The 25,020-nt window shown below is 63.4% G+C and carries 27 protein-coding genes and 1 tRNA gene; 22 read left to right on the top strand and 6 right to left on the bottom strand.

The genetic code is table 11. The features are described 5' to 3' along the window. The first annotated feature begins 22 nt into the window (after positions 1-22). The 4 genes from AACZ65_RS13770 to AACZ65_RS13785 all read left to right on the top strand — a co-directional run bounded on the left by AACZ65_RS13770 (position 23) and on the right by AACZ65_RS13785 (position 5,132). Positions 23-475 (top strand): isoprenylcysteine carboxylmethyltransferase family protein, encoded by a 453-nt coding sequence (locus AACZ65_RS13770; RefSeq protein ID WP_339671770.1) that lies wholly within the window; start codon positions 23-25, stop codon positions 473-475. Positions 476-602: 127 nt separating this feature from the next. Next, the gene (locus AACZ65_RS13775) at positions 603-2,177 is read left to right on the top strand and encodes a Re/Si-specific NAD(P)(+) transhydrogenase subunit alpha (protein WP_339671772.1); all 1,575 of its coding nucleotides are present in this window, start codon (positions 603-605) and stop codon (positions 2,175-2,177) included. A 13-nt stretch (positions 2,178-2,190) separates the two neighbouring features. Beyond that, positions 2,191-3,624: an NAD(P)(+) transhydrogenase (Re/Si-specific) subunit beta gene (locus AACZ65_RS13780; RefSeq protein ID WP_037272693.1), complete on the top strand. Its 1,434-nt coding sequence runs from the start codon at positions 2,191-2,193 to the stop codon at positions 3,622-3,624. Between the two features lie 227 nt (positions 3,625-3,851). After that, positions 3,852-5,132 carry a DUF3422 domain-containing protein gene (locus AACZ65_RS13785; protein ID WP_339671774.1) on the top strand — a complete coding sequence of 427 codons (1,281 nt, stop codon included), beginning with the start codon at positions 3,852-3,854 and terminating at the stop codon, positions 5,130-5,132. Between the two features lie 127 nt (positions 5,133-5,259). On the opposite strand, the gene AACZ65_RS13790 is transcribed toward AACZ65_RS13785, so the two are convergent. Beyond that, complete coding sequence (locus AACZ65_RS13790) at positions 5,260-6,576, bottom strand: aminotransferase class I/II-fold pyridoxal phosphate-dependent enzyme (RefSeq protein WP_339671776.1); 1,317 nt, start codon at positions 6,574-6,576, stop codon at positions 5,260-5,262. A 101-nt stretch (positions 6,577-6,677) separates the two neighbouring features. Between AACZ65_RS13790 and AACZ65_RS13795 the strand changes: the two genes are divergently transcribed. The 6 genes from AACZ65_RS13795 (at position 6,678) to AACZ65_RS13820 (ending at position 11,007) form a co-directional block, all read left to right on the top strand. Further along, positions 6,678-7,568 (top strand): LysR family transcriptional regulator, encoded by an 891-nt coding sequence (locus tag AACZ65_RS13795; protein ID WP_339671778.1) that lies wholly within the window; start codon positions 6,678-6,680, stop codon positions 7,566-7,568. Positions 7,569-7,636: 68 nt separating this feature from the next. Beyond that, positions 7,637-8,788 carry a 3,4-dihydroxy-2-butanone-4-phosphate synthase gene (gene ribB / locus AACZ65_RS13800; protein ID WP_339671780.1) on the top strand — a complete coding sequence of 384 codons (1,152 nt, stop codon included), beginning with the start codon at positions 7,637-7,639 and terminating at the stop codon, positions 8,786-8,788. Positions 8,789-8,792: 4 nt separating this feature from the next. Then, entirely contained in the window at positions 8,793-9,338 is a 546-nt protein-coding gene (locus AACZ65_RS13805) for a 6,7-dimethyl-8-ribityllumazine synthase (protein WP_339671782.1), read from the top strand. Next, positions 9,335-9,817 (top strand): transcription antitermination factor NusB, encoded by a 483-nt coding sequence (gene nusB, locus AACZ65_RS13810; protein ID WP_339671784.1) that lies wholly within the window; start codon positions 9,335-9,337, stop codon positions 9,815-9,817. Before AACZ65_RS13805 ends, nusB begins: the two co-directional genes overlap by 4 nt. Before the next feature lie 149 nt (positions 9,818-9,966). Continuing rightward, on the top strand, positions 9,967-10,296 hold the full coding sequence (locus tag AACZ65_RS13815; RefSeq protein WP_339671786.1) for a hypothetical protein: 330 nt from the start codon (positions 9,967-9,969) through the stop codon (positions 10,294-10,296). Between the two features lie 267 nt (positions 10,297-10,563). After that, positions 10,564-11,007, top strand: coding sequence for an MmcB family DNA repair protein (locus AACZ65_RS13820; RefSeq protein ID WP_339671788.1), 444 nt, complete (start codon positions 10,564-10,566; stop codon positions 11,005-11,007). On the opposite strand, the gene AACZ65_RS13825 is transcribed toward AACZ65_RS13820, so the two are convergent. Then, positions 11,002-11,190, bottom strand: a complete 189-nt coding sequence (locus AACZ65_RS13825; RefSeq protein ID WP_008280662.1) for a DUF6324 family protein — start codon at positions 11,188-11,190, stop codon at positions 11,002-11,004. The genes AACZ65_RS13820 and AACZ65_RS13825 overlap by 6 nt on opposite strands. 78 nt (positions 11,191-11,268) lie before the next feature. On the opposite strand from AACZ65_RS13825, the gene AACZ65_RS13830 reads away from it, so the two are divergent. Then, entirely contained in the window at positions 11,269-11,754 is a 486-nt protein-coding gene (locus AACZ65_RS13830) for a GNAT family N-acetyltransferase (RefSeq protein WP_339671887.1), read from the top strand. A gap of 41 nt (positions 11,755-11,795) precedes the next feature. Further along, positions 11,796-11,872, top strand: a tRNA-His gene (locus AACZ65_RS13835). A gap of 11 nt (positions 11,873-11,883) precedes the next feature. Here AACZ65_RS13835 and AACZ65_RS13840 read toward each other — a convergent pair. Next, complete coding sequence (locus tag AACZ65_RS13840) at positions 11,884-12,195, bottom strand: DUF6476 family protein (protein ID WP_339671791.1); 312 nt, start codon at positions 12,193-12,195, stop codon at positions 11,884-11,886. On the opposite strand from AACZ65_RS13840, the gene AACZ65_RS13845 reads away from it, so the two are divergent. The 4 genes from AACZ65_RS13845 (at position 12,194) to AACZ65_RS13860 (ending at position 15,758) form a co-directional block, all read left to right on the top strand. Further along, positions 12,194-13,222: an RluA family pseudouridine synthase gene (locus AACZ65_RS13845; protein ID WP_339671792.1), complete on the top strand. Its 1,029-nt coding sequence runs from the start codon at positions 12,194-12,196 to the stop codon at positions 13,220-13,222. The two genes, AACZ65_RS13840 and AACZ65_RS13845, sit on opposite strands and share 2 nt — an antisense overlap. A 157-nt stretch (positions 13,223-13,379) precedes the next feature. Beyond that, positions 13,380-14,276: an RNA polymerase sigma factor RpoH gene (rpoH, locus tag AACZ65_RS13850; protein WP_037272713.1), complete on the top strand. Its 897-nt coding sequence runs from the start codon at positions 13,380-13,382 to the stop codon at positions 14,274-14,276. Positions 14,277-14,343: 67 nt separating this feature from the next. Then, positions 14,344-15,423 (top strand): alpha/beta fold hydrolase, encoded by a 1,080-nt coding sequence (locus AACZ65_RS13855; protein WP_339671794.1) that lies wholly within the window; start codon positions 14,344-14,346, stop codon positions 15,421-15,423. A 65-nt stretch (positions 15,424-15,488) separates the two neighbouring features. Continuing rightward, positions 15,489-15,758: a DksA/TraR family C4-type zinc finger protein gene (locus tag AACZ65_RS13860; RefSeq protein WP_339671889.1), complete on the top strand. Its 270-nt coding sequence runs from the start codon at positions 15,489-15,491 to the stop codon at positions 15,756-15,758. Positions 15,759-15,862: 104 nt separating this feature from the next. Here AACZ65_RS13860 and AACZ65_RS13865 read toward each other — a convergent pair whose 3' ends face one another. Beyond that, positions 15,863-17,683: a M3 family oligoendopeptidase gene (locus tag AACZ65_RS13865; RefSeq protein ID WP_339671796.1), complete on the bottom strand. Its 1,821-nt coding sequence runs from the start codon at positions 17,681-17,683 to the stop codon at positions 15,863-15,865. A 124-nt stretch (positions 17,684-17,807) separates the two neighbouring features. Here AACZ65_RS13865 and AACZ65_RS13870 point away from each other — a divergent pair, with 124 nt between their 5' ends. Then, complete coding sequence (locus AACZ65_RS13870; protein ID WP_339671798.1) at positions 17,808-18,638, top strand: fumarylacetoacetate hydrolase family protein; 831 nt, start codon at positions 17,808-17,810, stop codon at positions 18,636-18,638. Here the strand turns inward: AACZ65_RS13870 and AACZ65_RS13875 are convergent. Next, entirely contained in the window at positions 18,592-19,581 is a 990-nt protein-coding gene (locus AACZ65_RS13875) for an alpha/beta hydrolase (RefSeq protein ID WP_339671800.1), read from the bottom strand. The two genes, AACZ65_RS13870 and AACZ65_RS13875, sit on opposite strands and share 47 nt — an antisense overlap. Further along, a complete protein-coding gene (locus tag AACZ65_RS13880) occupies positions 19,581-19,871 on the bottom strand; it encodes an SCP2 sterol-binding domain-containing protein (RefSeq protein WP_339671802.1) in 291 nt (96 codons plus the stop codon). Before AACZ65_RS13880 ends, AACZ65_RS13875 begins: the two co-directional genes overlap by 1 nt. A gap of 71 nt (positions 19,872-19,942) precedes the next feature. On the opposite strand from AACZ65_RS13880, the gene AACZ65_RS13885 reads away from it, so the two are divergent. The 5 genes from AACZ65_RS13885 to AACZ65_RS13905 all read left to right on the top strand — a co-directional run bounded on the left by AACZ65_RS13885 (position 19,943) and on the right by AACZ65_RS13905 (position 25,011). Then, positions 19,943-20,503: a tetratricopeptide repeat protein gene (locus tag AACZ65_RS13885; protein WP_339671804.1), complete on the top strand. Its 561-nt coding sequence runs from the start codon at positions 19,943-19,945 to the stop codon at positions 20,501-20,503. A 21-nt stretch (positions 20,504-20,524) separates the two neighbouring features. Next, positions 20,525-23,434, top strand: a complete 2,910-nt coding sequence (locus AACZ65_RS13890; RefSeq protein WP_339671806.1) for a helicase-related protein — start codon at positions 20,525-20,527, stop codon at positions 23,432-23,434. 4 nt (positions 23,435-23,438) lie between these two features. Next, entirely contained in the window at positions 23,439-23,819 is a 381-nt protein-coding gene (locus tag AACZ65_RS13895; protein WP_339671808.1) for an RNA-binding S4 domain-containing protein, read from the top strand. A gap of 52 nt (positions 23,820-23,871) precedes the next feature. Beyond that, positions 23,872-24,210 (top strand): ferredoxin FdxA, encoded by a 339-nt coding sequence (gene fdxA, locus AACZ65_RS13900; protein WP_297541224.1) that lies wholly within the window; start codon positions 23,872-23,874, stop codon positions 24,208-24,210. Between the two features lie 291 nt (positions 24,211-24,501). Beyond that, entirely contained in the window at positions 24,502-25,011 is a 510-nt protein-coding gene (locus AACZ65_RS13905) for a CarD family transcriptional regulator (protein WP_008280623.1), read from the top strand. Positions 25,012-25,020 lie beyond the last annotated feature (9 nt).

A 25,020-nucleotide genomic window follows, 5' to 3' on the forward strand; every position in this document is an offset into this window, starting at 1 on the left:
CCTCGAGAGGGATCGCAGGCCCATGCTGAAATGGATCGACATGCCGCCGGTCTGGCTGGCGGGGTTTCTTGCACTCGCCTGGTTGCAATCGAGCCTCTATGGCATGGGCCTCAGCTTTGGCGAGACCTGGGCCGATCTCTTGGGAGGGCTGCTCGTGGGTGGGGGGATTTTGCTGGTGGTGATGGCGGCCATGGAATTTCGCCGGCACAAGACCAGCATCGTGCCGCATGAAACGCCCGAGCGGCTGATTCAGTCGGGCATTTTCCGGCGGTCGCGCAATCCCATCTATCTGGGGGATGCGCTGATTCTCGCGGGGCTGATTCTGCGCTGGGACGCGGTTCTGGCGCTGCCACTGATTCCCGTTTTCGTCTGGGTGATCGAAAAACGCTTCGTTATACCGGAAGAGGACAGGATGCGGCGCAAGTTCCGCATGGATTTTGCCCGATATTGCGAAAAAACACGACGTTGGTTGTAGAAACCGCGACAATCTTGATCTCGTCACTCACGAAATAGTGTGAAATAACGACCTTCGGGACAAGGAAACCGGCATGCCGCGCTGCGGGGCCATCAGAACACGTCATCTGCCAAAGGGGGAGACAGCATTGAAGATCGGAACGCCAAAGGAAGTGCATGAGGGTGAGAATCGGGTCGCCATGACACCCGATTCGGCCCTGCAATTGCAAAAGCTGGGCTATGACTGTGCCATCGAAAGCGGCGCGGGGGCCGCTGCGGGATTCTCGGACGCGGCCTATGAGGCCGCTGGCGTCGAGGTGATCAAGACCGCCGCAGCACTCTACAAGGCCGTGGATATCGTGGCCAAGGTGCGCCCGCCCAGCGAGACGGAGGCCAAGCGCCTGAGCGAAGGCCAGCTTCTGATCTCCTTCTTCTGGCCTGCGCAGAATGAGGCGCAGATGAAACAACTCGCCGACAAGGGCACATCGGTCATCGCCATGGACATGGTGCCGCGCATCAGCCGGGCGCAGAAGATGGACGCTCTGTCCTCAATGGCCAATATCGCGGGCTACCGCGCGGTGATCGAGGCGGGCAACAATTTCGGCCGCTTCTTTACCGGGCAGATCACCGCGGCGGGCAAGGTGCCCCCGGCCAAGGTTCTGATCGTCGGCGCGGGCGTGGCGGGGCTTGCGGCCATCGGCACATCGACCTCGCTGGGCGCGATCACCTATGCCTTTGACGTGCGGCCCGAAGTGGCCGAGCAGGTCGAATCCATGGGCGCGCAATTCGTCTATCTCGATTTCAAGGAAGAGCAGCAGGACGGGGCCGCCACCGGCGGTTATGCCTCTGTCTCAAGCCCGGAGTTCCGCGAGGCGCAACTGGCCAAGTTCCGCGAGCTGGCTCCGGAGATGGATATCGTCATCACAACCGCCCTCATCCCCAACCGCGAAGCGCCCGAGCTTTGGACCGAGGACATGGTCAAGGCGATGAAGCGGGGATCGGTCATCGTCGATCTGGCCGCCGAAAAAGGTGGCAACTGCAAGCTGACGGTGATGGACGAAAAGATCGTCACAGAAAACGGCGTCACCATCATCGGCTATACCGATTTCCCGAGCCGGATGGCGGCGCAATCCTCGACGCTCTATGCCACCAATATCCGCCACATGATGTCGGACCTCACGCCCGAGAAGGATGGCAAGGTCAATCACAACATGGAGGATGACGTGATCCGGGGGGCCACGGTGGCCCATGCGGGTGCCGTTACCTTCCCGCCGCCGCCCCCCAAGGTTGCGGCGATTGCCGCGGCCAAGCCCAAGGAAAAGGCCAAGGAACTGACTGCCGAGGAAAAGCGCGCGGCGGAAATGGCGGCGTTCAAGGCGCAGACCAAGCAACAGGTCACGCTTCTGGTGGTCGGTGCTGCGTTGCTCCTGGGGGTGGGTCTGGTGGCCCCGGCCAGCTTCATGCAGCATTTCATCGTCTTCGTGCTGGCCGTTTTCGTGGGCTTCCAGGTGATCTGGAACGTGTCGCACAGCCTGCACACGCCGCTGATGGCCGTGACCAACGCGATCTCGTCGATCATCATTCTGGGTGCGCTCATGCAGATCGGATCGGGATCTTTCCTTGTCATCCTGCTGGCGGCGCTGTCGGTCTTCATGGCCGGGATCAATATTTTCGGTGGCTTCCTCGTCACCCGGCGCATGCTCGCCATGTTCCAGAAGTCATAAGGAGTAGAGGATCATGGATTACGGTTTCACGACGGCTGCCTATGTGGTGGCGGCCATCCTCTTCATCCTCTCTCTGGGTGGGCTCTCGGGGCAGGAAAGCGCCAAGCGCGCCGTGTGGTATGGCATGGCCGGTATGGCGCTGGCGGTGGTTGCCACGCTGATTGGCCCGGGTGCCGGGCTCTGGCTCTTGTCGCTGGTGCTGATCGCGGCCGGTGGCGCGATTGGCTATGTGGTGGCCACGCGGGTGCAGATGACCGAGATGCCGCAGCTTGTGGCGGCGATGCACAGCCTTGTCGGCCTCGCAGCGGTCTTTGTCGGCTTTAACGCCGATATCGAACTGGGTCGCGTGCTGGCGATGGACGACACCGCGCGTAAGGGGCTTGAGGGCTTTGCCGCCGTGCTGGCCAAGAAAACCAGCGTCGAGGTGGCGATCCTGCGGGTCGAGGTGTTCTTGGGCGTCTTTATCGGCGCGGTGACCTTTACCGGCTCGATCATCGCCTTTGGCAAGCTGGCGGGCAAGGTCGACACCGCCGCCAAGAAGCTGCCGGGCGGGCATATGCTCAATGCCGGGGCGGCGATCCTGTCGACCGTGCTGGGGATCATGTATTTCAATGACGCCGGCATCTGGACGCTGGTGGTGATGACGCTTCTGGCGTTCTTCATCGGCTATCACCTGATCATGGGGATCGGCGGCGCGGACATGCCCGTGGTCGTGTCGATGCTCAACAGCTACTCGGGCTGGGCTGCGGCGGCGATCGGCTTCAGTCTTGGCAATGACCTCTTGATCGTGGTGGGGGCGCTGGTCGGTTCCTCTGGTGCGATCCTGAGCTACATCATGTGCAAGGCGATGAACCGTTCGTTCATCTCGGTCATTCTGGGCGGCTTTGGCGGCCCGGCGGGCGAGCAGATGGCGGTCGAAGGCGAGCAGGTGGCGATTGACGTCGATGGTGTCGCCACGGCGCTGAACGAGGCCGACAGCATCATCATCATTCCGGGCTATGGCATGGCGGTGGCGCAGGCGCAGGGGGCGGTTTCCGAACTGACCGCGAAACTGCGGGCCAAGGGCAAGAACGTGCGTTTCGCCATCCATCCGGTTGCGGGGCGTCTGCCGGGGCATATGAACGTGCTCTTGGCCGAGGCCAAGGTGCCCTATGACATCGTGCTGGAAATGGACGAGATCAACGAGGATTTCCCCGACACGGATGTGGCCATCGTCATCGGTTCGAACGACATCGTGAACCCGGCGGCGCAGGACGATCCCAACAGCCCCATCGCCGGGATGCCGGTCTTGGAGTGCTGGAAAGCCAAGCAGGTGTTTGTCTCGAAGCGCGGGCAGGGCACCGGCTATTCGGGGATCGAAAACCCGCTCTTTTACAAGGACAACACGCGGATGTTCTATGGCGACGCCAAGGCGAGCCTGTCGAGCCTCTTGCCGAAGATCGACTGATCGTTTCGGGATGTGAAAATGCAGAGGGCACGGCCGAGAGGCTGCGCCCTTTCGCATTCTGCTTTCCCTTTGGCAAAGGTTGGAATTTGAGTATTTTGGGAACGATGACGCCCAAAGCTTGCGCGGTATACACTTGTGTTCCGCTAAATCATTGGGTTTGAACGAAAAACCTCTTTTTCGCGGGCGCGGCACGCGGTATGGAGCGCGGAGGAACAGGAGAACGGCGCATGCCCCCCATTCAGGACCACCCGCTGCGCTATGAGATGGCCAATGAGCTGCATGCGCGGCCGTTTCCGTCGCTCAATGCGCCTTGCACCGCCGTTTATCTGGCGGTCAAGCAGCCGCATGATGCGGCCAAGCGGGACCGGGCGGCGGACCTCGCGCATCTGATCGCGCTTCTCGATCGCTACGGGGCCAAGCATCCGCAGCCGGGGGCCACGCATTATTCCGGTCAGATCGGACGGCACAGCCTGAAATGGGAAAGCCATACCGAGATGGTGACCTATACCGTCTTCACCGATGGGGTCAGCGCGCGGCCCTTTGATCCGGCGGATTTCGAGGTGTTTCCGGCCGATTGGCTGGCGGACGCGCCAGGGCTGCGCGTCACCTCGGCGATGATCCGGGTGATCCCGTGGAAGAGCCGCGAGGCAACGCGTGACGAGATTGATCAGTGGTTCGTGTCCGAAAGCGTGGCAGTGGCGCGCGTGCTGGATGATGCGGCCGTTATGGCGGGCGATTTTCGGATTGATCCGGCGGGGCATTTGCGGTTTTCGCTGCATGTGGCCCCCAGCACCGGCGCGCGGCGGATTGGCCGCGTGGTGCAGCGCCTGTGCGAGATCGAGACCTACAAGGCGATGTCGATGCTGGGCTTTGCCCGCGTGCGCGAAATGGGCCGCCAGATGGGCGAGACCGATAGCCAGTTGAGCCGCCTGATCAATGACATGACGGGGGGCAGCCAACCAGCGGAGGAAACGCTGCAAAGCCTCTTGCGGGTTTCGGCAGAGTTGGAGGCGCTGGTGGCGCGCTCGTCCTTCCGCTTTGGCGCGACGGCGGCCTATGAGCAGATCGTGAACCAACGGATTGCGGTCTTGCGCGAGGAACGCTTTGAGGGGCGGCAGACTTTCGCGGAATTCATGATGCGCCGGTATGATCCGGCGATGCGCACCGTGCGCGCCACCAAGGACCGTCTGGCCGCCATGGCCGACCGGGCGATGCGGGCGGGCGAATTGCTGCGCACGCGGGTGGATGTGGAGCGGAGCGCACAGAATCAGGCGCTGTTGGAGAGCATGGACAAGCGCGCCGATCTGCAACTGCGGTTGCAAAAGACGGTCGAGGGCCTGTCCGTGGTGGCGATCAGCTATTACGCGGTGTCGCTGGCCTCTTATCTGCTTTATCCGTTGGCGGAGGTGCTGGGCATGAGCAAGGGCAGCGTGACCGCTGCCGTGACTTTACCTGTCATCGCCCTTGTGTGGTGGATGGTGCAGCGCATTCGCAAGAAGCTGCATTAGTGTTGCGCCCCATCAAACCATACCCGTCCCGGACCTGATCCGGGACCTCGCCGAGGCAGGGTAGAGGCCCCGGCGCGGGGGCCGGCACGATATGAGACCGATCAGACGCAACCCGCTCTAACGCGGTTCAGGTGATGTAATGCAGCCGGTCGAAGCTCTGACGCCAGCCTGAGACCTCGGGCAAGAGCGCATCGGGGTCATTGCCGCGCAGCGCCCGCGCGATAAGCGCCGCCATGCGCGGGGCATGCTCTGGTGTGACACCCCAGCGGACCAGTTCGGGCGTGCCGATGCGCAACCCGTTCATATCGCCCGCCACGGGCGCAATCGGCAGGCCTATACCGCAGGCGAGAAAGCCCGCGCGGCGCAGCGTTTTCGACGCCGCCTGTCCGCCGCCCAATCCCGCCGCCGCGATGGCGAATTGGTGCGAGGCCGTGGCGATACCGCCTGCCTTGAAGACGGGCAGGCCTTCGGCTTCGAGCGCCACTGCAAGCGCCTGAGCCACCGTGATCATCTGCGCGGCATAGCTGCGGCCATGGGTGCGCCAATCGCAGAGCGTGATGGCAAGTGCTGCGGATTTCGCCGCGTCGAAATTGGCCGTCATGCCGGGAAAGGCGATGGCATCCAGACGTTCCGCCAGATCCGCCTCGTTGGTGACGATGAGCCCCCCGGCAGGTCCCCCAAGGCTTTTGTAGGTGCTCATCGTCATCAGATGCGCGCCCTCATCGAGCGGATTCTTCCATGCCCCGCCCGCAATGATCCCGCATTGATGCGCCGCGTCAAAGAGCAGCTTGGCGCCCACCGCATCGGCAATCGCGCGCACCTCGCGCACGGGGTGTTCCTGCAGGTTGAGGCTTGCGCCCAGTGTGATCAGCCGGGGGCGTTCGGCCAGGGCCAGCGCGCGCAGACCCGCGACATCGACCGTGTAGCCATCGGCATTCACCGGGGCCTCAAGGATACGCAGGCCATAGAGCCCGGCGCAGCCCGGCGCATGATGGGTGACGTGGCCGCCGACCGAGGCGGGGGGCGCGATGATCGTGTCGCCGGGGCGGCAGGTGGCCATGAAGGCGTAGAGATTGGCAATCGCGCCCGACGGCACCCGGATTTCCGCGTATTTCGCGCCGAAGACCTCGGCGGCGAGTTCCGCCGCGATGACCTCGATTTCCTCGATCGCCTCGAGCCCCATTTCGTATTTGTCGCCCGGATAGCCCAGCGACGGGCGCGAGCCTATCCCCGAGGCCAGAAGCGCCTCGGCGCGCGGGTTCATCACATTGGTGGCGGGGTTGAGGTTGAAACACTGGGTCTCATGGATGCGCCGGTTGTCACTTGCCAGCGCCTCGATGCGCGCGGCGATTGCGCCCGCGTCCTGATGCGCGGTGCGGGTGGCAAGGGTCTGGATCAGGTCTTCGCAAAGGCTGGGCACCCAAGGGCGGCGGGCAAGTGGCATGGTGGTCTCCTGCGGGTTTGTTCCCGGCAAGATGGCGCGCGGGGATGGACGGTGCAAACAAGATTATGTAAAAATCAGCATAGGAAAACTAAGGCTAGAAAATGTCCGTATCGCCACCACGCCCCAAGGGGCCGCCGCTCAATGCGTTGCGCGCGTTTGAGGCGGCCGCCCGATTGGGCGGTTTTGCCAATGCTGCCGAAGAGCTGTGCGTCACGCCTGGCGCAGTATCGCAACATATCCGGGCATTGGAGGACTGGATCGGCGCGGACCTCTTTGAGCGTCGGTCGCAGGGGGTGCGGCTGACGGCGCTGGGGGCAGAGGCGATGCCGGGATTCGCCGCGGCTTTTGACGCGATGGGGGCGGCGGTGCATGGCCTGCGGGGGGCGGCCCGGCATCGGACGTTGCATATCGCGGCGCTGCCATCGGTGGCGCAGCTCTGGCTATCACCGCGCCTGCCGGCGGTGCGCGCGGCCTTGCCAGAGCTGCGCATTTCCGTTTCAGCCATTGAGGCCCCACCCAATCTGGCGCGTGATCTTTTTGATCTCAGCCTCTTTATCCGCCTGCCGACCGGCGCGCGGGGCGAGCGGGTGCTGGCGCAGGATATGATCCTGCCGGTCTGTGCGCCCGAGATTGCCGCGCGGTTGCGCAGCCCCGCCGATTTGGCAGCAGAAACCCTGTTGCACGATGCACTCTGGCCCGAGGACTGGGCGCTCTGGGCGCGGGTGATGATGCCGGATCTCCGCCTGCCCACCGACGGGCCGCGCTATTCGCTCTATGCCATTGCGCTGGAAGAGGCGCGGCACGGGGCAGGGGTGCTGATGGGGCATCAGAGCCTGGTTCAGAGCGCACTGGACGAGGGGAGCCTGATCGCGCCCTTTGCCGCATCTGTGCCGTCCGGCAAGGCACTGATGCTGGAACATCCCGCCTTTGATCCACCGCGCGCCGATCTGGCGCGGGTGGTCACGCTGCTTGGCGAACAGGTCACGGGCTGATCCCCTCTGGCCATTGCCGCGCGGCTGCGGTATCCGGGCCGGGTTGCAACACCCCGGAGGGCGCGCCCATGTCCGACACCGTTCCATTCGAGAAACCCGGCCCCGTCGAGGCCGATCTGCGCCATGCGATTGCGCCCACCGAAGAGATCATCGAGGAGGCGCGTAAGGGCCGGATGTTCATTCTCGTGGACCATGAGGACCGCGAGAACGAGGGTGATCTGGTGATTGCCGCCGAGTTCGCCACGCCGGAGGCGGTGAATTTCATGGCGATGCATGGCCGCGGCCTGATCTGCCTGCCGATGACGGCTGAGCGGATCGACCGGCTGGGCCTGCCGATGATGGCGGTCAACAATTCCTCGCGGCATGAGACCGCCTTTACCGTGTCCATCGAGGCGCGCGAGGGCGTGAGCACAGGCATTTCCGCCCATGACCGAGCGCTGACCATTGCCACCGCGATAAACGAGCAAAACACCATGGCGGCGATTGCCACGCCGGGGCACATCTTTCCCCTGCGGGCGCGGCGCGGGGGCGTGCTGGTGCGGGCAGGCCATACCGAGGCGGCGGTGGATATTGCGCGGCTGGCGGGGCTGAACCCCTCGGGGGTGATCTGCGAGATCATGAAAGAGGACGGCAGCATGGCGCGGCTGCCCGACCTGATCGAATTTGCCGCCAAGCATGACCTCAAGATCGGCACGATTTCCGATCTCATCGCCTATCGCCACAAGCATGACAACCTGATCACCGAGGTGGGGCGGGACTCCGTCTCTTCAAGCCATGGGGGCGATTGGGAGATGCGGATTTTTGCCGATCAGATCACCCAGACCGAGCATGTCGTGCTGACCAAGGGCGATGTAACCGATGGCCGCCCTGTGCTGGCGCGCACCCATGCGCTGAACGCGCTGGAGGATGTGCTGGGCATCGGCCTGAGCAAGCGCAGTGATGGGCCCACGGCCAAGCTGCCGCGCGCGATGGAGATCATCGCACGCGAGGGGCGCGGCGCGGTGTTTCTCTTCCGTCAACCCCGGCCCAAGCTGGCGGGTGAGATGGAGGATGAGGATGCGCCGCGCACCATCAAGCACACCGGCATTGGCGCGCAGATCATGTCAACCATGGGCATTCGCGAGCTGATCCTGCTGACAGATAGCCCGAAAACCCGCTATCTGGGCCTTGATGCCTATGGCATTTCGATCACCGGCACCCGCCCCCTGACCGAGGAGTAAGAGCATGGCCGAGCACGAATATTCCCTGCCGCGCGCCGAGTTTGACAAGCCCGTCAAGGTCTTGATCGTGGTGGCGCCGTTTTATCGCGACATTGCCGACAACCTGATTGCCGGGGCCACGGCGGAAATCGAGGCCACGGGCGGCACCTACGAGATTGCCGAAGTTCCTGGCGCGCTGGAAATCCCCACAGCCATCGGTATCGCGGAACGCATGGCCAATTTCGACGCCTATGTGGCGCTGGGCTGTGTGATCCGGGGCGAGACCACGCATTACGACACCGTCTGCAATGACAGCTCGCGCGGCATCACGCTGTTGGGCCTGCAGGGCCTGTGCATCGGCAATGGGATCCTGACGGTCGAAAACCGCGCCCAAGCCGAGGTGCGCGCCGATCCCGCGCGCATGAACAAGGGTGCGGGTGCGGCGGCGGCGGCCTTGCATCTGGTGGCGCTCGCCCGTAAATGGGGCGGCCCGCGCAAGGGCGTGGGATTCAAGCCCGCGACCGAGGAGATTCAGATCGCAGGCGCAGCAAAAGGCAAACCCGTCGCATGACCACCGATCCCGCCCTCTCGGGCAATCGCAAGCGCCAGATGAAATCCGCCGCCCGCCTATACGCGGTGCAGGCGCTGTTTCAGATGGAACATTCCGGCCAGACCTCTGACGCGGTGCGCGAGGAATTTGTCGACTTCCGTTTTGGGGCCGAGGTCGATGAGGGCGTCGATATGGCCGAGGGCGATGTCGATCTGTTTCGCAAGCTGCTTGACGATGCGGTCAGCTGGCAGGCCAAGATCGACCAGATGACCGACCGGGCGCTGGTGGCGAAATGGCCGATCGGGCGGATTGATCCCACGCTGCGCGCGCTCTTTCGGGCAGCAGGCGCAGAATTGGTGCAATCCGACACACCGCCCAAGGTGGTGATCATGGAATATGTCGACGTCGCCAAAGCCTTCTATCCGACCGGCAAGGAATCGAAATTCGTCAATGCCGTACTGGATCACATGGCGCGCGAGGCGCGGCCCGAGGCGTTTTGATCCGCGGGCAGCACAAATTGGGGGCCAGCCCCCAAACCCCCGAGGTATTTTTGGCCAGATGAGGCCGCGGCGCGAAAGGGTCGCGGGCCGTTCACTTGTATTCCTCTGGCAAAGGCGTAGAATCGGACCCTAAGCAAAGGAGTCGTAATATGCCCAAGCTTGTCCGCCTCTATATCACGCAGGTTGCCATCGGATTCGGCATCGCCGCGGCCTTTGTGGCCATGCTTCTTTGGTTCAATGTCGCGAACCTGTGGCACTTGGTGACGCATTCCGACAAAGGGCTATTGGCGGTGGTCGTGCTGTGGTTTGCCAATGGCATTGTGTTTGCCGGCGTGCAATTCGCGATCGCGGTGATGCGGATGAAGGATGACGACGACGATGAGCCGCGTGGCGGGCACCGTCAGCGGGCGATGGTGCGGGAATATATGGCGATTCCGGTGCGGGTTGATGACCGGCGGCGTCCGGTTCAGCGGCGCTGAGCGCGGCGCAATTCCAACACGGTCGATGGGTGTGACGGGCCCGTAGCAACCGTTCGGTGGTATGATTCCCGAGGACCTGTATGTACAGGTGGGCATCGGATAACTGGACCAGGGTCCAGACAGAGCCAATTCCCTCGGAATTGCTTAAGGCCACTGGAATGCAACCGTTGTCGAGAAGAACAGCACCCGTCACGCCCCACAGGTAAGTCTTTCCCGAGGCTTCGACAAGGGGTTGCGCACGTTCGTGTTTTGTTCATAATTTCACCCATGGAGTTTGAGACAGATCAATTGCTGCAACCGGGGCAGGTTCTGGCGCGCGGGGTGTGTCGCCACCTGCGCAGCCATGATTTTGATTCGATTGTTGAATTCGTGCCTGAACGGGGGCGGCGCGTCGATGTGATGGCGCTTGGCCCCAAGGGTGAAATCTGGGTGATCGAGTGCAAGTCGAGCCGCGCCGATTTCATGGGCGACGCCAAGTGGCAAGGCTATCTGCAATGGTGCGATCGCTATTTCTGGGCTGTGGATGCCGAATTTCCGGTGGATCTGCTGCCTGAGGGCACCGGGCTGATTCTCGCGGATGGGTATGGCGCGGAAATCATTCGCATGGGGCCTGAGACCCGGTTGGCCGGAGCGCGGCGTGCGGCGCTCACGCGCAAGTTTGCCCGCCATGCGGCGCGGCGGCTGCAATCGGTGCTCGATCCGCGGTTATGAGCCCTTGGCCCGTGCCGCCTGGGCGGAGGCAATAATTTCCTGCGCGATTTCCTCGGCCTCTTCGGGGGTGAAATCCATCGGCAGGTCAATGCCTTGCGCCTCGATGTAGAGACGGACCATGCCTTGATCGGTCGGCCCGATCTGGAGGTTGGCCTCGATGTCGCTCTCTGAATTGATACCCATGGCGCTCTCCTTGCAACAGAGGGCGTGCTATCTGTTTCCCCCTTGATTGACAAGCGTCTTGGCGCTTTGCTGGGCGCTATGGATGAGATCGCGCTGCGCCTGTTTCGAGCAGAGGACGCCCCTTGGCTGACAGAGCGCCACGGGACGCTCTACGCGCGTGAGGCGGGGTTTGACGCCACATTCGCGCCGCTGGTGGCCGAGATCATCGCGGACTATCTGGCGCGCCATGACCCTGCGCGTGAGGCGGGGTGGATCGCCGAGGCGGATGGGCGGCCGCTTGGCTCGATTTTCTGCGTGGCGCAGAGCGCGGAGGTGGCCAAGCTGCGGCTCTTTCTCCTGGAGCCAGAGGCGCGGGGGCGGGGGCTTGGCCAGCGGATGCTGGCGCATTGCATGGATTTCGCACGCGCCAAAGGCTATGCGCGCATGACGCTGGCCACCCACGAGAGCCACCGCGCCGCCTGTGCGCTCTACGCACGCAACGGCTGGCGGATCGCAGAGGCGCGTCCGGTGCATGCCTATGGCTGTGATCTGGTGGAACAAACCTGGGAAATCGCGTTGCATTAGACTTGCAATCCCAACACGGTAAAGCTAAATCGCCCCCCAGTGCCGCCTTAGCTCAGTTGGTTAGAGCGCTGGATTGTGGATCCAGAGGTCCCCTGTTCAAGCCAGGGAGGCGGTACCATCCCTCAAAAATCAGTTTTGTGTCTCGATGGACACGGTTTGCCGCAGGCTGCCACTCTGGCGGTCGTAGATGAGGATGCGGTTGTCCTCGGTCACGATGGCAAACCAGTCCGGGCCTTGGGTCACGGCGGTGGCGCGCGTGTCCGCTGGCAGCGTGATGCTGTCGGGCAGGGCCAGCGTACCCGCCTCGTCGCCCCAGAAGCGGGTGACAAAGAGGCCGATCATCACTATGAGGCCGACAACCATCGTGGCGGTCAAGAGCGTGACCAGCCGCGCCAGAAACTTCAGTGTGGCCGGGGCGACCGGCGGAGAGTTGTCATCCATGGGATTGGACCCGCTTGTTTTCCGGATCGGGGATGATCCGCCTCAGCGCCTTGATAAGGCGCTTGTCCGGGATGTGCCAGAGGCGGCGGTCCTGTCGCGCACGCGGCTGGCGCGGCTCTTGGAAGAGGGGGCGGTGCGGGTCAACGGCGCGGTCGTGACCGAGGCCAAGGCGCGGGTGCAGGCGGGCGACCTGATCGAGATTGCCCTGCCGGAGGCGCGCGAGAGCCATATGATGCCAGAGGCCATTGCGCTCGAGGTGGTCCATGAAGATGACGATCTGATCGTCATCAACAAACCTGCGGGCATGGTGGTGCATCCCGCCCCCGGCAGTCCCGAGGGCACGCTGGTCAACGCGCTCTTGCATCATTGCGGTGACAGCCTCTCGGGTGTGGGCGGGGCCAAGCGGCCGGGCATTGTCCACCGCATCGACAAGGATACCAGCGGCCTCTTGGTGGTGGCCAAGTCGGATGCCGCGCATCAGGGTCTGGCCGCGCAATTCGAGGCGCATAGCGTCGCGCGACAGTATCTGGCCGTGGTTTTCGGTGTGCCTGATGCGAGCGATCCACGGCTGCGTGGCCTGCCGGGGATCAGTTTCGAGGCTGGCAATGTCCTGCGCATCGCCACCCGCCTTGCGCGGCACAAGACCGACCGGCAGCGGCAGGCGGTCCTGTTCGAGGGCGGACGGCATGCGGTGACGCGGGCGCGGGTGATCGAGAGTTTCGGCACGCCTGCCGTTGCCGCGTTGATGGAGTGCTGGCTGGAGACCGGGCGCACCCATCAGATCCGGGTGCATATGGCCCATGCGGGCCATGGGCTGATCGGGGATCCGGTCTACGGCGGGCGCCGCAAGCTCAAGGAAAAGGCGCTGACGCCTGCGGGTGTGGCGGCGGCGCAGGGATTTCCCCGGCAGGCCCTTCATGCGGCGGTGCTGGGGTTCACACATCCTGTCAGCGGGGCCGCGCTCAGGTTCGAGGCGGAGTTGCCTGAGGACATGCAAGCGCTGCTCTCTGCCTTGCGCGCTGCGTGACAGCGGCGCAAGATCGCGTGACTTTCTGTCATAAAACGAGCGCCGCGACGGAACCATCCTAACTCTGCGTTAGTTACATCAGTGTAAGCACCTTGAAAGGGTGCCCGCATCTACCTAGTTGAATGTTAACGATGCAAACATCTGGAGGGACGACAGCGTGGGAAATTATAACAATCTGCCAGCCCCGACGCCGGAAGGCGGCCTCAACCGCTATATGCAGGAAATCCGCAAATTCCCGCTCTTGGAGCCGGAAGAGGAATATATGCTGGCCAAGCGCTGGGCCGAAGAGCAGGACACCGAGGCCGCGCACAAGATGGTCACAAGCCACCTGCGCCTCGCGGCCAAGATCGCCATGGGCTATCGCGGCTATGGGCTGCCGCAGGCCGAGGTGATTTCCGAGGCGAATGTGGGCCTCATGCAGGCGGTCAAACGCTTTGACCCCGAGCGCGGCTTTCGCCTGGCGACCTATGCGATGTGGTGGATTCGCGCCTCGATCCAGGAATATATCCTGCGGTCCTGGAGCCTTGTGAAGCTGGGCACCACCTCGGCGCAAAAGAAACTCTTTTTCAACCTGCGCAAGGCCAAGGCCAAGATCGGCGCGTTGGAAGACGGTGATATGCGCCCCGAGGTTGTCAAGAAGATCGCGACCGATCTGGGCGTGACCGAGGCTGAAGTGATCAGCATGAATCAGCGCATGGCGGGGGCCGATGCCTCGCTCAATGCCACGGTCGGGGCTGAGGGCGAAGGCTCGATGCAATGGCAGGACTGGCTGGAGGATGAGGATGCCGATCAGGCCGGCGATTATGAGCGGCGCGACGAGTTGGATGCGCGGCGCGAATTGCTGGTGCAGGCGATGGACGTGCTCAACGAGCGCGAGCGCGACATCCTCACCCAGCGGCGGCTGAGTGACGAGACCGTGACACTTGAGGATCTGAGCGCCGCCTATGACGTGAGCCGCGAGCGTATTCGCCAGATCGAGGTGCGCGCCTTTGAAAAGCTGCAAAAGCGTATGCGCGCCTTGGCGCAGGAAAAAGGCATGCTCACCTCCGCCTGAGGTCCCTTGGCGCGGGCGGACTTTGCGCGTATCTCTCACTGCGAAATGAGTGCGGGTGAGGTGTGGCATGGGACTGGGTGACAACTGGGCAGGCAATGTGAGGCGCGCCATGCTGGGCGGCGCGATTGTGCTTCTTGGGGCCTGTGCGCCGCGTGTCACCGCCGAGCGTGCGGCCCCGGATCCCAGCGCCACGATCCAGCCGGTCTATGTGGCCACAGGACGCAAGCTGGATCAGACCGGGCCGATCTTTGGGTTGGAGCGGCCCGAGGGGATGCGGTTTTTCCGTGCGGATGTGTCGGTGCCGCCAACCCATGCGCCGGGACAGATCGAATGGCCTGAAGGTCCGGCCGATGCCTCCACCGATTTTGTGGTAACCGGCACCGAGATCTTTGACGGGGTGGCCGACATGCAACGCGCCATGCGACGCAACCATCCCGGCACGCGCGAGACGCTGCTCTTCGTGCACGGCTATAACAACACCCTTTCCGAGGCGATGTATCGGCTGGCTCAAATCCAGACCGATTTTGACACGGCCATGCCGGGGGTTCTGTTTTCCTGGCCCTCGGCGGGGGATCCGCGCGGCTATATCTACGACCGCGATTCGGTGCTCTACGCACGCGACGATCTGACGGCGGTGCTGCGCCAGTTGACCGGCGGGCCGGGCGACAAGGTGTTTCTGCTGGCCCATTCGATGGGATCGAGTCTGGTGATGGAGGCGCTGCGCAGCATTGCGCTCAGCGAGGATCGCGCTCTGCTGACCCGGATCAGCGGTGTGGTGCTGATGTCACCCGACATTGATCCCGATGTCTTCGACCGGCAGGCCGAGACGATTGGCCGCCTGCCGCAACCCTTTCTCATTTTCATCACCAAGGCGGATCGTGCGCTGTCGCTCTCGGGCTTTATCACCGGGCGCAAGCCGCGCCTTGGCATGATCGACCGCGCCGACAAGGTGCAGCGCCCCGATGTGATGGTGATCGACTTTACGGCGCTTGCGGATGGGTCAGGTCTCAACCATTTCGTACCTGTCACCTCGCCCTCCGCCATCGGCTTTCTGCGCGATATCATGGCCGGAACCTCTGGTGTCAGCGGGGCGTTTGTGCGCGACATGACGCTGAGCTTGCCCAAGCCCCGCGTCCTGCTGCCCTGAGCGGAGCGGAATTGACGGGCTGCGTACAAGGCGTAAACTGACCCGTGTCAGAGGAGCAAGGCGAGATGGCCGGTGGATGGGCGCGCGACGGCGCGGTGAGCGAACAGATCGAGGCGTCGATTTCGGATGAATTGGCGCGGCTCAAGGCGCGGCGCGGACCAGAGGGCGAGAGCCTGACTCATTGTGCGGAATGTGAAGAACCCATCCCCGAGGCGCGGCGCGTGGCCATTCCGGGCGTCAAGCTCTGCATCGACTGCCAGCAAGAGCGTGACTCGGCGCACCAACCGCGCGGCGGCATAAACCGGCGTGGATCAAAGGACAGCCAGTTGAAATGAAGGGTTGGGGGGCTCTGCCCCCCGTGCCCCCCGAGGTATTTTTGGCCAGATGAACGAGCTACGGCTTCTTTATGGTTCAAGTACTCATGTCAGAAGGCAGAGGCTCACCCCTCCATCGCCTCCAATTCGTCGATCATGCCTGAAATCATGCTGAGGCCCTTGTCCCAAAACGCCGGGTCGCTGGCATCTAGGCCGAAGGGCGCCAAAAGCTCTTTGTGATGTTTGGAGCCGCCCGCCTTGAGCAGGTCGAAATACTTGTCCTGAAACCCGTCGGGGTTCTCTTCGTAGACCGCGTAGAGCGCATTCACGAGGCCATCGCCAAAGGCATAGGCATAGACGTAAAAAGGCGAGTGGATGAAGTGCGGGATATAGGCCCAGAAGGTTTCATAGCCCTCCATGAAATCAAAGGCGTCGCCCAGGCTCTGGGCCTGCACGCTCATCCAGAGGGCGTTGATGTCATCAGGGGTCAGTTCGCCCTCGCGGCGCGCGGCGTGGAGTTTGCATTCGAAATCGTAGAACGCGATCTGGCGCACGACCGTGTTGATCATGTCCTCGACCTTGCCAGCCAATAGCACCTTGCGTTCGGCTTGGGTCTTGGCCCCTTCGAGCATGCGGCGGAAGGTCAGCATTTCGCCAAACACGCTGGCGGTCTCGGCCAAGGTGAGCGGTGTCGAGGACAGCAATTCGCCCTGATCCGCCGCCAGACGCTGATGCACGCCATGCCCAAGCTCATGCGCCAGCGTCATCACGTCGCGCGGTTTGCCAAGGTAGTTGAGCATCACATAGGGATGCACGGTCGTCACGGTCGGATGGGCAAAGGCCCCCGGCGCCTTGCCCGGTTTCACACCGGCGTCGATCCAGCCCCGTTCGAAAAACGGCTGCGCCAGATCGGCCATGCGCGGATCAAAGGCGGCGTAGGCCCCCATCACCGTGTCGCGCGCCTCGTCCCAATCGACTAGGCGCGGGGCCTCCATCGGGAGGGGCGCGTTGCGGTCCCAGACCTGCATCCGCTCCAGCCCCAGCCACTTGCGCTTGAGCTCGTAATAGCGATGCGACAGTTTCGGATAGGCCGCGACCACCGCATTGCGCAACGCCTCGACGACATCGGGCTCGACATCGTTCGAGAGGTGGCGTGCGGTCTGGGCCGTGGGCATCTTGCGCCAGCGGTCGATCACCTCTTTTTCCTTGGCCTGCGTGTTGTGGACGCGGGCAAAGGTGCGGATATTCTCGCCAAAGACCCGCGCCAGTTCGCGCGCGGCTGATTCGCGCTTGGAGCGGTCCTGTTCGGTCAGAAGGTTGAGCGTGCCCTCGATGTTGAGGTCGTCACCATCCACGGTAAAGGTCAGCCCGGCGATGGTCTCGTCAAAGAGGCGCTCCCAGGCGTCGCCGACAACGCCCAGATCATGCAGGAATTTTTCCAGCTCATCCGAAAGCTGATAGGGCTTCATCGCGCGGATGCGGTCGAGCACCGGCTTGTAGCGGGCAAGTTCGGCATTCTCGGCATACATCGCCGTCAGCGCGCCTTCGTCGAGCCGATTGAGTTCGAGCGAGAAAAAGACCAGCGGCGTGGTCGAATTCGTCACCTTCTCCTGGCAATCGGACATGAATTTCGCCCGCCCGCCATCGGTGGTCAGCTGGTAATAGCGCAGGCCCGCGTAGGACATGATGCGCCCCGCCGTGGTGCTGATCGCCTCGTCGCGGCGAATACACTCCAAGAGACCGGCCGCGTCGAGCGTGGCCAGTTTGCCCTCGTAATCGGCGGCGAAATCGGCGCAGGCCTTGTGCAGCCAGTCGAGATCGCGCGTGAGTTCGGGCGCGGTCTCGGAGGTGTAGAGATCGCTCAGGTCCCATTCCGGCAGCTGTCCCAGGTTCTTGTTGCCAGAGCTGGCATTGGCATCGCGGACGGGAAACGGCAGGTTGAGCATGGGGGCACCTCATGTTGACATGGCCCAGACATAGGCCGGGGGGGCGGGGGCCACAAGGGGCGCGGTGCTTGCACTTCGTGTGCGGCTGACTAGGGTGAGGCGCACTACGAGAGGGGACGCGCACATGAAGTTTGCACGATATGGAGATGTGGGTCAGGAACGCCCGGCGGTTCTGGACGATCAGGAACGCCTGCGGGATTTGTCGGGTGTGGTGCCCGATTTGGCCGGGGCGGTGCTTGCCGATCTGCCCCGGATCGACCCCGAGAGTCTGCCGCTCGTAGCGGGCAATCCCCGGATCGGGCCGCCGGTGGGGCAGGTGGGCAAGCTGATCTGCATCGGCCTCAACTATACCGACCATGCCGAAGAGGTGGGCGTGGCCGCCCCGCCAGAGCCTGTGGTGTTTCTCAAGGCGACCTCGGCCATTTGCGGGCCCAACGATACCGTCCGCCTGCCGCGCGGTGCGCAGAAGGGCGATTGGGAGGTGGAACTGGGCGTGGTGATCGGCCGACGCGCCAAATATGTCACCGAGGCTGAGGCCCTGGATCATGTTGCGGGCTACACGATCGTCAACGACGTGTCCGAGCGCGCCTTTCAGATGGAGCGGGCCGGGCAATGGACCAAGGGCAAAAGCTGTGACACCTTTGCGCCGATGGGGCCGTGGCTGGTGACGCCCGATGCGCTGGGCGATGTGCAGGCGCTCGATCTGTCGCTCGACCTCAGTGGCACGCGGATGCAGACGGGCACGACGGCGCGCATGATCTTTTCCGTGGCGCATATCGTGGCCTATCTGAGCGCGCTGATGACGCTCGAGCCGGGTGATGTGATCGCCACTGGCACGCCGCCGGGCGTGGGCATGGGGCGCAAGCCGCCGCGCTATCTGACCGAGGGTGATGAAATGGTGGTGCGGATCAGCGGGCTTGGGGAACAGCGTTCGCCCGTGAGGCGCGATCCGTAGCCGACGCGCGCCACGCGCCGCCGTAGAAATCGCAGAGCTGGCGCAGCAGGCGCCCGCGCGTGTCGGGCGTATCCATCAGCGTTTCGTGCCGCCCGCCGGGGACCATTTCGAGATGCCCGCCCGGCCAATGCGCCATACGGTCGATGACGCGGGGCACATCCACAATCTGCTCGTCGCTGCCCAGAATGGTGAGGCAGGGCAGGTCAGGCGAGGGCGCGCGTGCCAGATCGCGGGTTTCGCGCAGCGCCTCGTGCAGCCAGCGCAGGCTGGGCCCGCCCAGTCCCAATTCGGGATGGGCCTTCAATTGCTGCGCCATGTACTCATACATCTCGCGGTCATTGGTCAGCTTGTTGGTCTCGAACGGCTCTTCCAGCACGTAATGCGCGCCTGCGGTGCCGGGGGCGTAGTGATGGCTCATCCCCAACTGCCGACTGCCCCAGGACAGTGACCAGGCGACGGGCCGCAGGGCCTGCGCCATGTGGATGCCCCACATCGGGCTGGAAAAGGCGCAGGTTTGCACGTCGAGCCCCTGCATCACAGCGCGCAGGCCGATGCAGCCGCCCATCGAATGAGCCAGAAGGTGCCAAGGGCGCGGCAGATCAAGGCGTCTCGCCGCCTCGACCATCGCGGCCACGTCCCGCTGGTAGTCCGCGAATTCATGCACATGGCCTGCCATGGCATCGGTGGTCAGGCGGTCCGACAGACCCTGACCGCGCCAGTCAAGGACCAGCGTGGCATAGCCGCAGTCCGCGAAATGTGCTGCGGCGCGCCCATATTTCTCGATATATTCGGTCCGACCGGGAAAGAGGAGCACCGTGCCCCCCTTTGCATCCCGGTTCCATAGGCCCACCCGCAGGCTCACCCCGTCCGAGGCCGAAATCCACCATGCGGTGCCGCCCTCCGGCCCTTGGGCCACATCGTCAAAGAGCGGCGCCGCGTGCATCAGGCCAGCACGCTGCCCAGTTTCATCGCCATGCCCATATCGCCATCCACGCTGAGGCGGCCCGACATGAAGGCGGCGGCAGGATCGAGATCGCCCGCGAGGATCGATTCGAACGTGTCGCGGCTGGCGGTCAGGGTGACATCGGTGTCGTCGTCGCCTGCGCGCGCGCCATTGGCGTCGATCACGATGGCCCCCTCATCCTCGATCACGAATTTCGCGCTTCCCTCAAGGCCCTCGCCCCCCAGTTTTTCATTCAGGGCGGCCACGGCCGCAGTGATCACGTCGCTCATCTGCGCTTCCTTTCACATTTGCGATGCCGGGGCTGTGCAACCGGACAATCTGCGCTAAACTCTCTACTGTTATGGGCGCAGCAAACCTCAATCTCAACCGTATCGTCGCGGCATTTGTCGCGATAGTCACGTTTTCCCTACCTGCGCTGGCACAGGAGACGCGGCTGGATGGGTTGTTTGCCCAGCTTTCGCAAGCCGAAGCGCCGGAGGCGCGCAAGATTGCCGCAGAGATCGAACTCGAACTGTCGCGGTCCGGGTCGCCCGCGATGGATCTCTTGTTGCGGCGCGGACAGGACGCGATCGAGGCGGGGGACATGACGGCAGCCATCGCGCATCTGAGCGCCGCGATCGATCATGCGCCAGACTTTGCCGAGGCTTGGCATTTGCGGTCGGTCGCGTTTTTCCGGCAAGAGCGCTATGGTCTTGCCCTGCATGACATAGAGCGCGCGCTGGCGATCGAGCCACGACATTTCAACGCGATCTACGGTTTGGGCGTCCTGCTCAAGGAATTGGGGCAGCCCGATCTGGCAGAAGAGGCGTTTTCGCGCGCTCTGGCTATACATCCCCATCACGAGGACGTAACCAAGGCCCGGGAGAGCGTCGCCCGGGATTTGGGCGGCGCGGATCTCTGACAGGATCAAGGAGCAGGGCGGATGTCCGAGCAGTCAAGAACCTTCGCGGTTCTGGGCCCGACCAATACCGGCAAGACACATTATGCCATCGAGCGCATGCTGGGCTATCGCACGGGCATCATCGGCCTGCCGCTGCGCCTGTTGGCGCGCGAGGTCTATGACAAGATCGTCGCGGTGCGCGGACCCTCTGTCGTGGCGCTCGTCACAGGCGAAGAGCGGATCGTGCCCGAGCGCGCGCAATACTGGGTCTGCACCGTCGAGGCGATGCCCGAGGGGATGGGTGCGGATTTCGTGGCGGTGGACGAAATTCAGCTTTGTGCCGACCCAGAGCGCGGCCATGTCTTTACCGACCGTCTGTTGCGGATGCGCGGGCTGCGCGAGACGCAGTTTCTGGGCAGCCACACCATGCGCCAAACCATTGCAGCGCTGGTGCCGGGGGTGGAGTTTCTGAGCCGCGAACGCATGTCGCAACTGACCTATACCGGCCCGCGCAAGATCGCCAAGATGCCCGCCCGCAGCGCCATCGTGGGTTTTTCCGTGGAAAACGTTTATGCCATGGCAGAGCTTTTGCGCCGGCAAAAGGGCGGCGCTGCGGTGGTCATGGGCGCCCTCAGCCCGCGCACCCGGAATGCGCAGGTCGAGCTCTATCAGAATGGCGATGTCGATTATCTCGTGGCGACCGATGCCATCGGCATGGGGCTCAATCTCGACATCAGCCACGTGGCCTTTTCGTCGCTCAGCAAATTCGACGGGCGGCGGATGCGCTATTTGCAGCCCAATGAGTTGGGGCAGATCGCGGGGCGCGCGGGGCGGGGGATGAACAACGGCACCTTTGGTGTGACCGGCGAGGCGCCGGACCTCGATCCCGAGTTGGCCGAGGCGATCATGGAGCATCGCTTTGCCCCCATCCGCAAGCTGGAATGGCGCAATGCGCGTCTGCAATTCGGCACCACGGCGGCACTCATCGGCAGCCTCGAGGCGCGACCGGATCACGACTTGCTGGTGCGCGCCCGCGAAGCGGACGATCTGGGCGCGCTCAAGACGCTGGCGGAACAGCCCGACGTGGCACAGCGCGCAATCGGCGGCAACGCGGTGAAACTCTTGTGGGATGTGTGCCGCATTCCCGACTTTCGCGGCATCAGCGCCGCCGAACATGCCAGCCTCTTGGAGCGGATTTATTGCGATCTGACCGACTATGGCCGCGTGCCCGATGACTGGCTGGCACAGCAGGTGGCGCGCATCGACCGCACCGATGGCGACATCGACACGCTGTCCAAACGGTTGGCATATATCCGCACATGGACCTATGTCGCGCAGCGAAAAGGCTGGCTGGATGACGAAAACCATTGGCGCGGCGCGACACGCGCTGTAGAAGACCGCCTGTCGGATGCGCTTCATGGCGCTCTGACCCAGAGATTTGTGGATCGGCGCACCTCGGTTTTGTTGCGCCGGCTCAAGCAGAAGGAAGCCATGGTGGCCGAAGTAAACGATCAAGGTGATGTGACCGTCGAGGGCGAATTCGTCGGACGGCTCGAAGGGTTCCGCTTCATGCAGGACCGCGCGGCTGCGGGCAAAGAGGCCCGCACGCTGCAACAGGCGAGCGTTGCGGCATTGGCCCCGCATTTCCATCTCAAGGCGGATCGTTTCTACAACGCTCCCGACACCGAGATCGACTTTACAGAGCAAGGCGGCCTCTTGTGGGGCAAGGAGGCGGTGGGCAAGCTCACGCCCGGTGCCGATCCTTTGAAGCCGCAGATCGTGGCCTTTGTCGATGACGAGGCGGGTCCGGATGTCGCCGCCAAGGTGCAGCGCCGCTTGCAGCATTACATCGACCGCCGGATTGCCACGCTGTTCGAGCCGCTCCTGAACATCCAGCGCGACGAGACACTGAACGGTCTGGCGCGCGGATTTGGCTTTCGCATGGTCGAGGCGATGGGCCTCATTCCGCGCGGTGAGGTGGCTGACGAGGTCAAGGCGCTGGATCAAGAGGCGCGTGGCGCATTGCGCAAGCATGGCATCCGCTTTGGCCAGTTCACGGTGTTTTTGCCGCTCCTGCTCAAGCCTGCGCCGACACGCCTGCGGCTGGTGCTGTGGTCGCTGGCACAAGGCATGGACGACTTCCCCGAGGCACCGCCCCCCGGTCTGGTGACGGTGCCCGCGCGTAGCGACGCGCCCAAGGGATATTTTACCATGGCGGGCTATCGCGCCGCAGGGGATCGGGCGATCCGCATCGACATGCTGGAACGTCTGGCCGACATGCTGCGCAGCGAGGATACCCGCGCCGGGTTCGAGGCCAAGCCCGACATGCTCTCGATCACCGGCATGACGCTCGAGCAATTCGCGTTGCTCATGCAGGGGCTGGGCTACAAGGCCGAGCGCGGGGAGCGTGAAAAGGTCAAGCCGGTGGATCAGGCCATCGTGGATGCCCCTGCGGATGCCGCACAGGCCGCAGAGGCCGAAACGGCGGGCGATGTGGTTGCGGATATTCCCGATGAGGGGGTTGCCCCCGTCGCGGCAGAGCCTGTCGGCGAGGCCGAGGTGCCTGCGGCGCTCGACGAGACCCCGGCCGAAGAGGTGCTCCCCGGCGAAAGCCCAGAGGTCGCGACCCCCGAACTCGAGGTCTACTATACCTTTACCTGGGCCCCGCGCGCCAATCGCTCGCGTGGCGAGCGCCCGGCACAGGGCGGGCGCGGCCCGCGTGGTGCTCAGGGTGGACAGCCCGCCCAAGGCGATGGCGACGCGGCGCAGAAACGCGACCGTCCGCAACGCCAAGGTGGCAAACCGCGCGGCAAACCCGGCAAGGGCAAACCGCGCGAGACCCGCGACGAGCAGCCCAAAACCTACGCGGCAAAGCCCGAGAAGCGCAATGATCGGATCGACCCGGACAATCCCTTCGCCGCAGCACTGATGGGGCTGAGGACCAAGGGCTGAGGTCTTGGACGGAATCACCGCCAAGATCCGCCTCGACAAATGGCTCTGGCAGGCGCGGTTCTTCAAGACGCGCACGCTTTCGGCCAAGGAAATCACCGCCGGGCATGTGCGCGTGAATGGCGCGCGGATCACCAAGCCTGCGCAGGCGGTCGGGCCGGGCGACGTTCTGACCTTTGCGCAGGCGACGCGCGTCCGGGTGGTGCGGATTGTCGAGATCGGCACGCGGCGCGGCCCCGCCCCCGAGGCACAGACGCTCTATGACGATCTCAGCGACCCGGTGACGCAGGACAGCGTTCCACCCGCGCCCAAATATGAGGGAAAAGGACGCCCGACCAAGCGCGACCGCCGCAAACTCGACCTCAATGAATCGGGACCGCTTGATTGATCCGCCCCACTGGATTAGGTGAGGCGCAATTCGGCAAGAATGAGAGACGGCCATGACCTATATCGTGAACGACGCCTGTATCGCCTGCAAATACACCGACTGTGTCGAGGTCTGCCCGGTCGACTGTTTTTACGAGGGCGAGAACATGCTGGTCATTCATCCCGATGAATGTATCGACTGTGGCGTATGTGAGCCTGAATGCCCCGCCGATGCGATCCGCCCGGACACAGAGCCGGACATGGAAAAATGGGTCGAGTTCAATCGCAAATACGCGGAAATGTGGCCGGTGATCATCACCAAGAAAGACCCGCTGCCCGAGGCGGAAGAGCGCGACGGCGAGGCGGGTAAGCTTGAGAAATACTTTTCCGAGGCACCCGGACAGGGCGGCTAAGATCCGATTCGCGCGGCGAATCGGTAAAAGCTGGCTGCGCGCGAAAACGTGAACTGGATAAGCCCTTGATTTGCAGGGTGGAATCCCCCTAGCCAGAACACCGCCCTTTCATTGGGCGGTTTTTTGTGATACAGTTTCATGACAAGATCAAATGTGCCTGATATCCATTCACCCGCGTTGCTGCCCGGGGGTGGATTTCTCTGCGACAGATACACATATACCGTGGACCGCATTGGCCCTTGGCATGTGTTTTTGTGCGTCCGAGCTGGCAGCCCTGCGAGGAAGACCTGAATGTCGAAGACCAAGAAGTCCGAATTTCGCCCCGATGATTACGTTGTATACCCCGCCCATGGCGTAGGCCAGATCGTTTCGATCGAAGAGCAGGAAATCGCCGGCATCACGCTGGAACTTTTCGTGATCTCCTTTGAAAAGGACAAGATGACCCTGCGGGTGCCCACCAACAAGGCCACCGAAATCGGGATGCGTGGCCTGTCCAGCCCCGATGTCGTGTCCAAGGCGATGAGCACGCTCAAGGGCAAGGCCAAGGTCAAGCGCGCCATGTGGTCGCGTCGGGCACAGGAATACGAGCAAAAGATCAACTCCGGCGATCTCATTGCCATTGCCGAGGTGGTGCGCGACCTGCACCGCTCGGATGATCAACGCGAGCAGAGCTATTCCGAGCGTCAGCTCTATGAGGCCGCACTCGAGCGTTTGACGCGCGAAGTCGCTGCCGTTTCGGGCGGGGACGAGGTGCTGGCCGCACGCAAAGTGGACGAGGTGCTGGTATCGCGCGCCGCGTGAACCACACCA

It is taken from the genome of uncultured Roseovarius sp., assembly GCF_963972555.1.
GTDB lineage: Bacteria > Pseudomonadota > Alphaproteobacteria > Rhodobacterales > Rhodobacteraceae > Roseovarius > Roseovarius mucosus.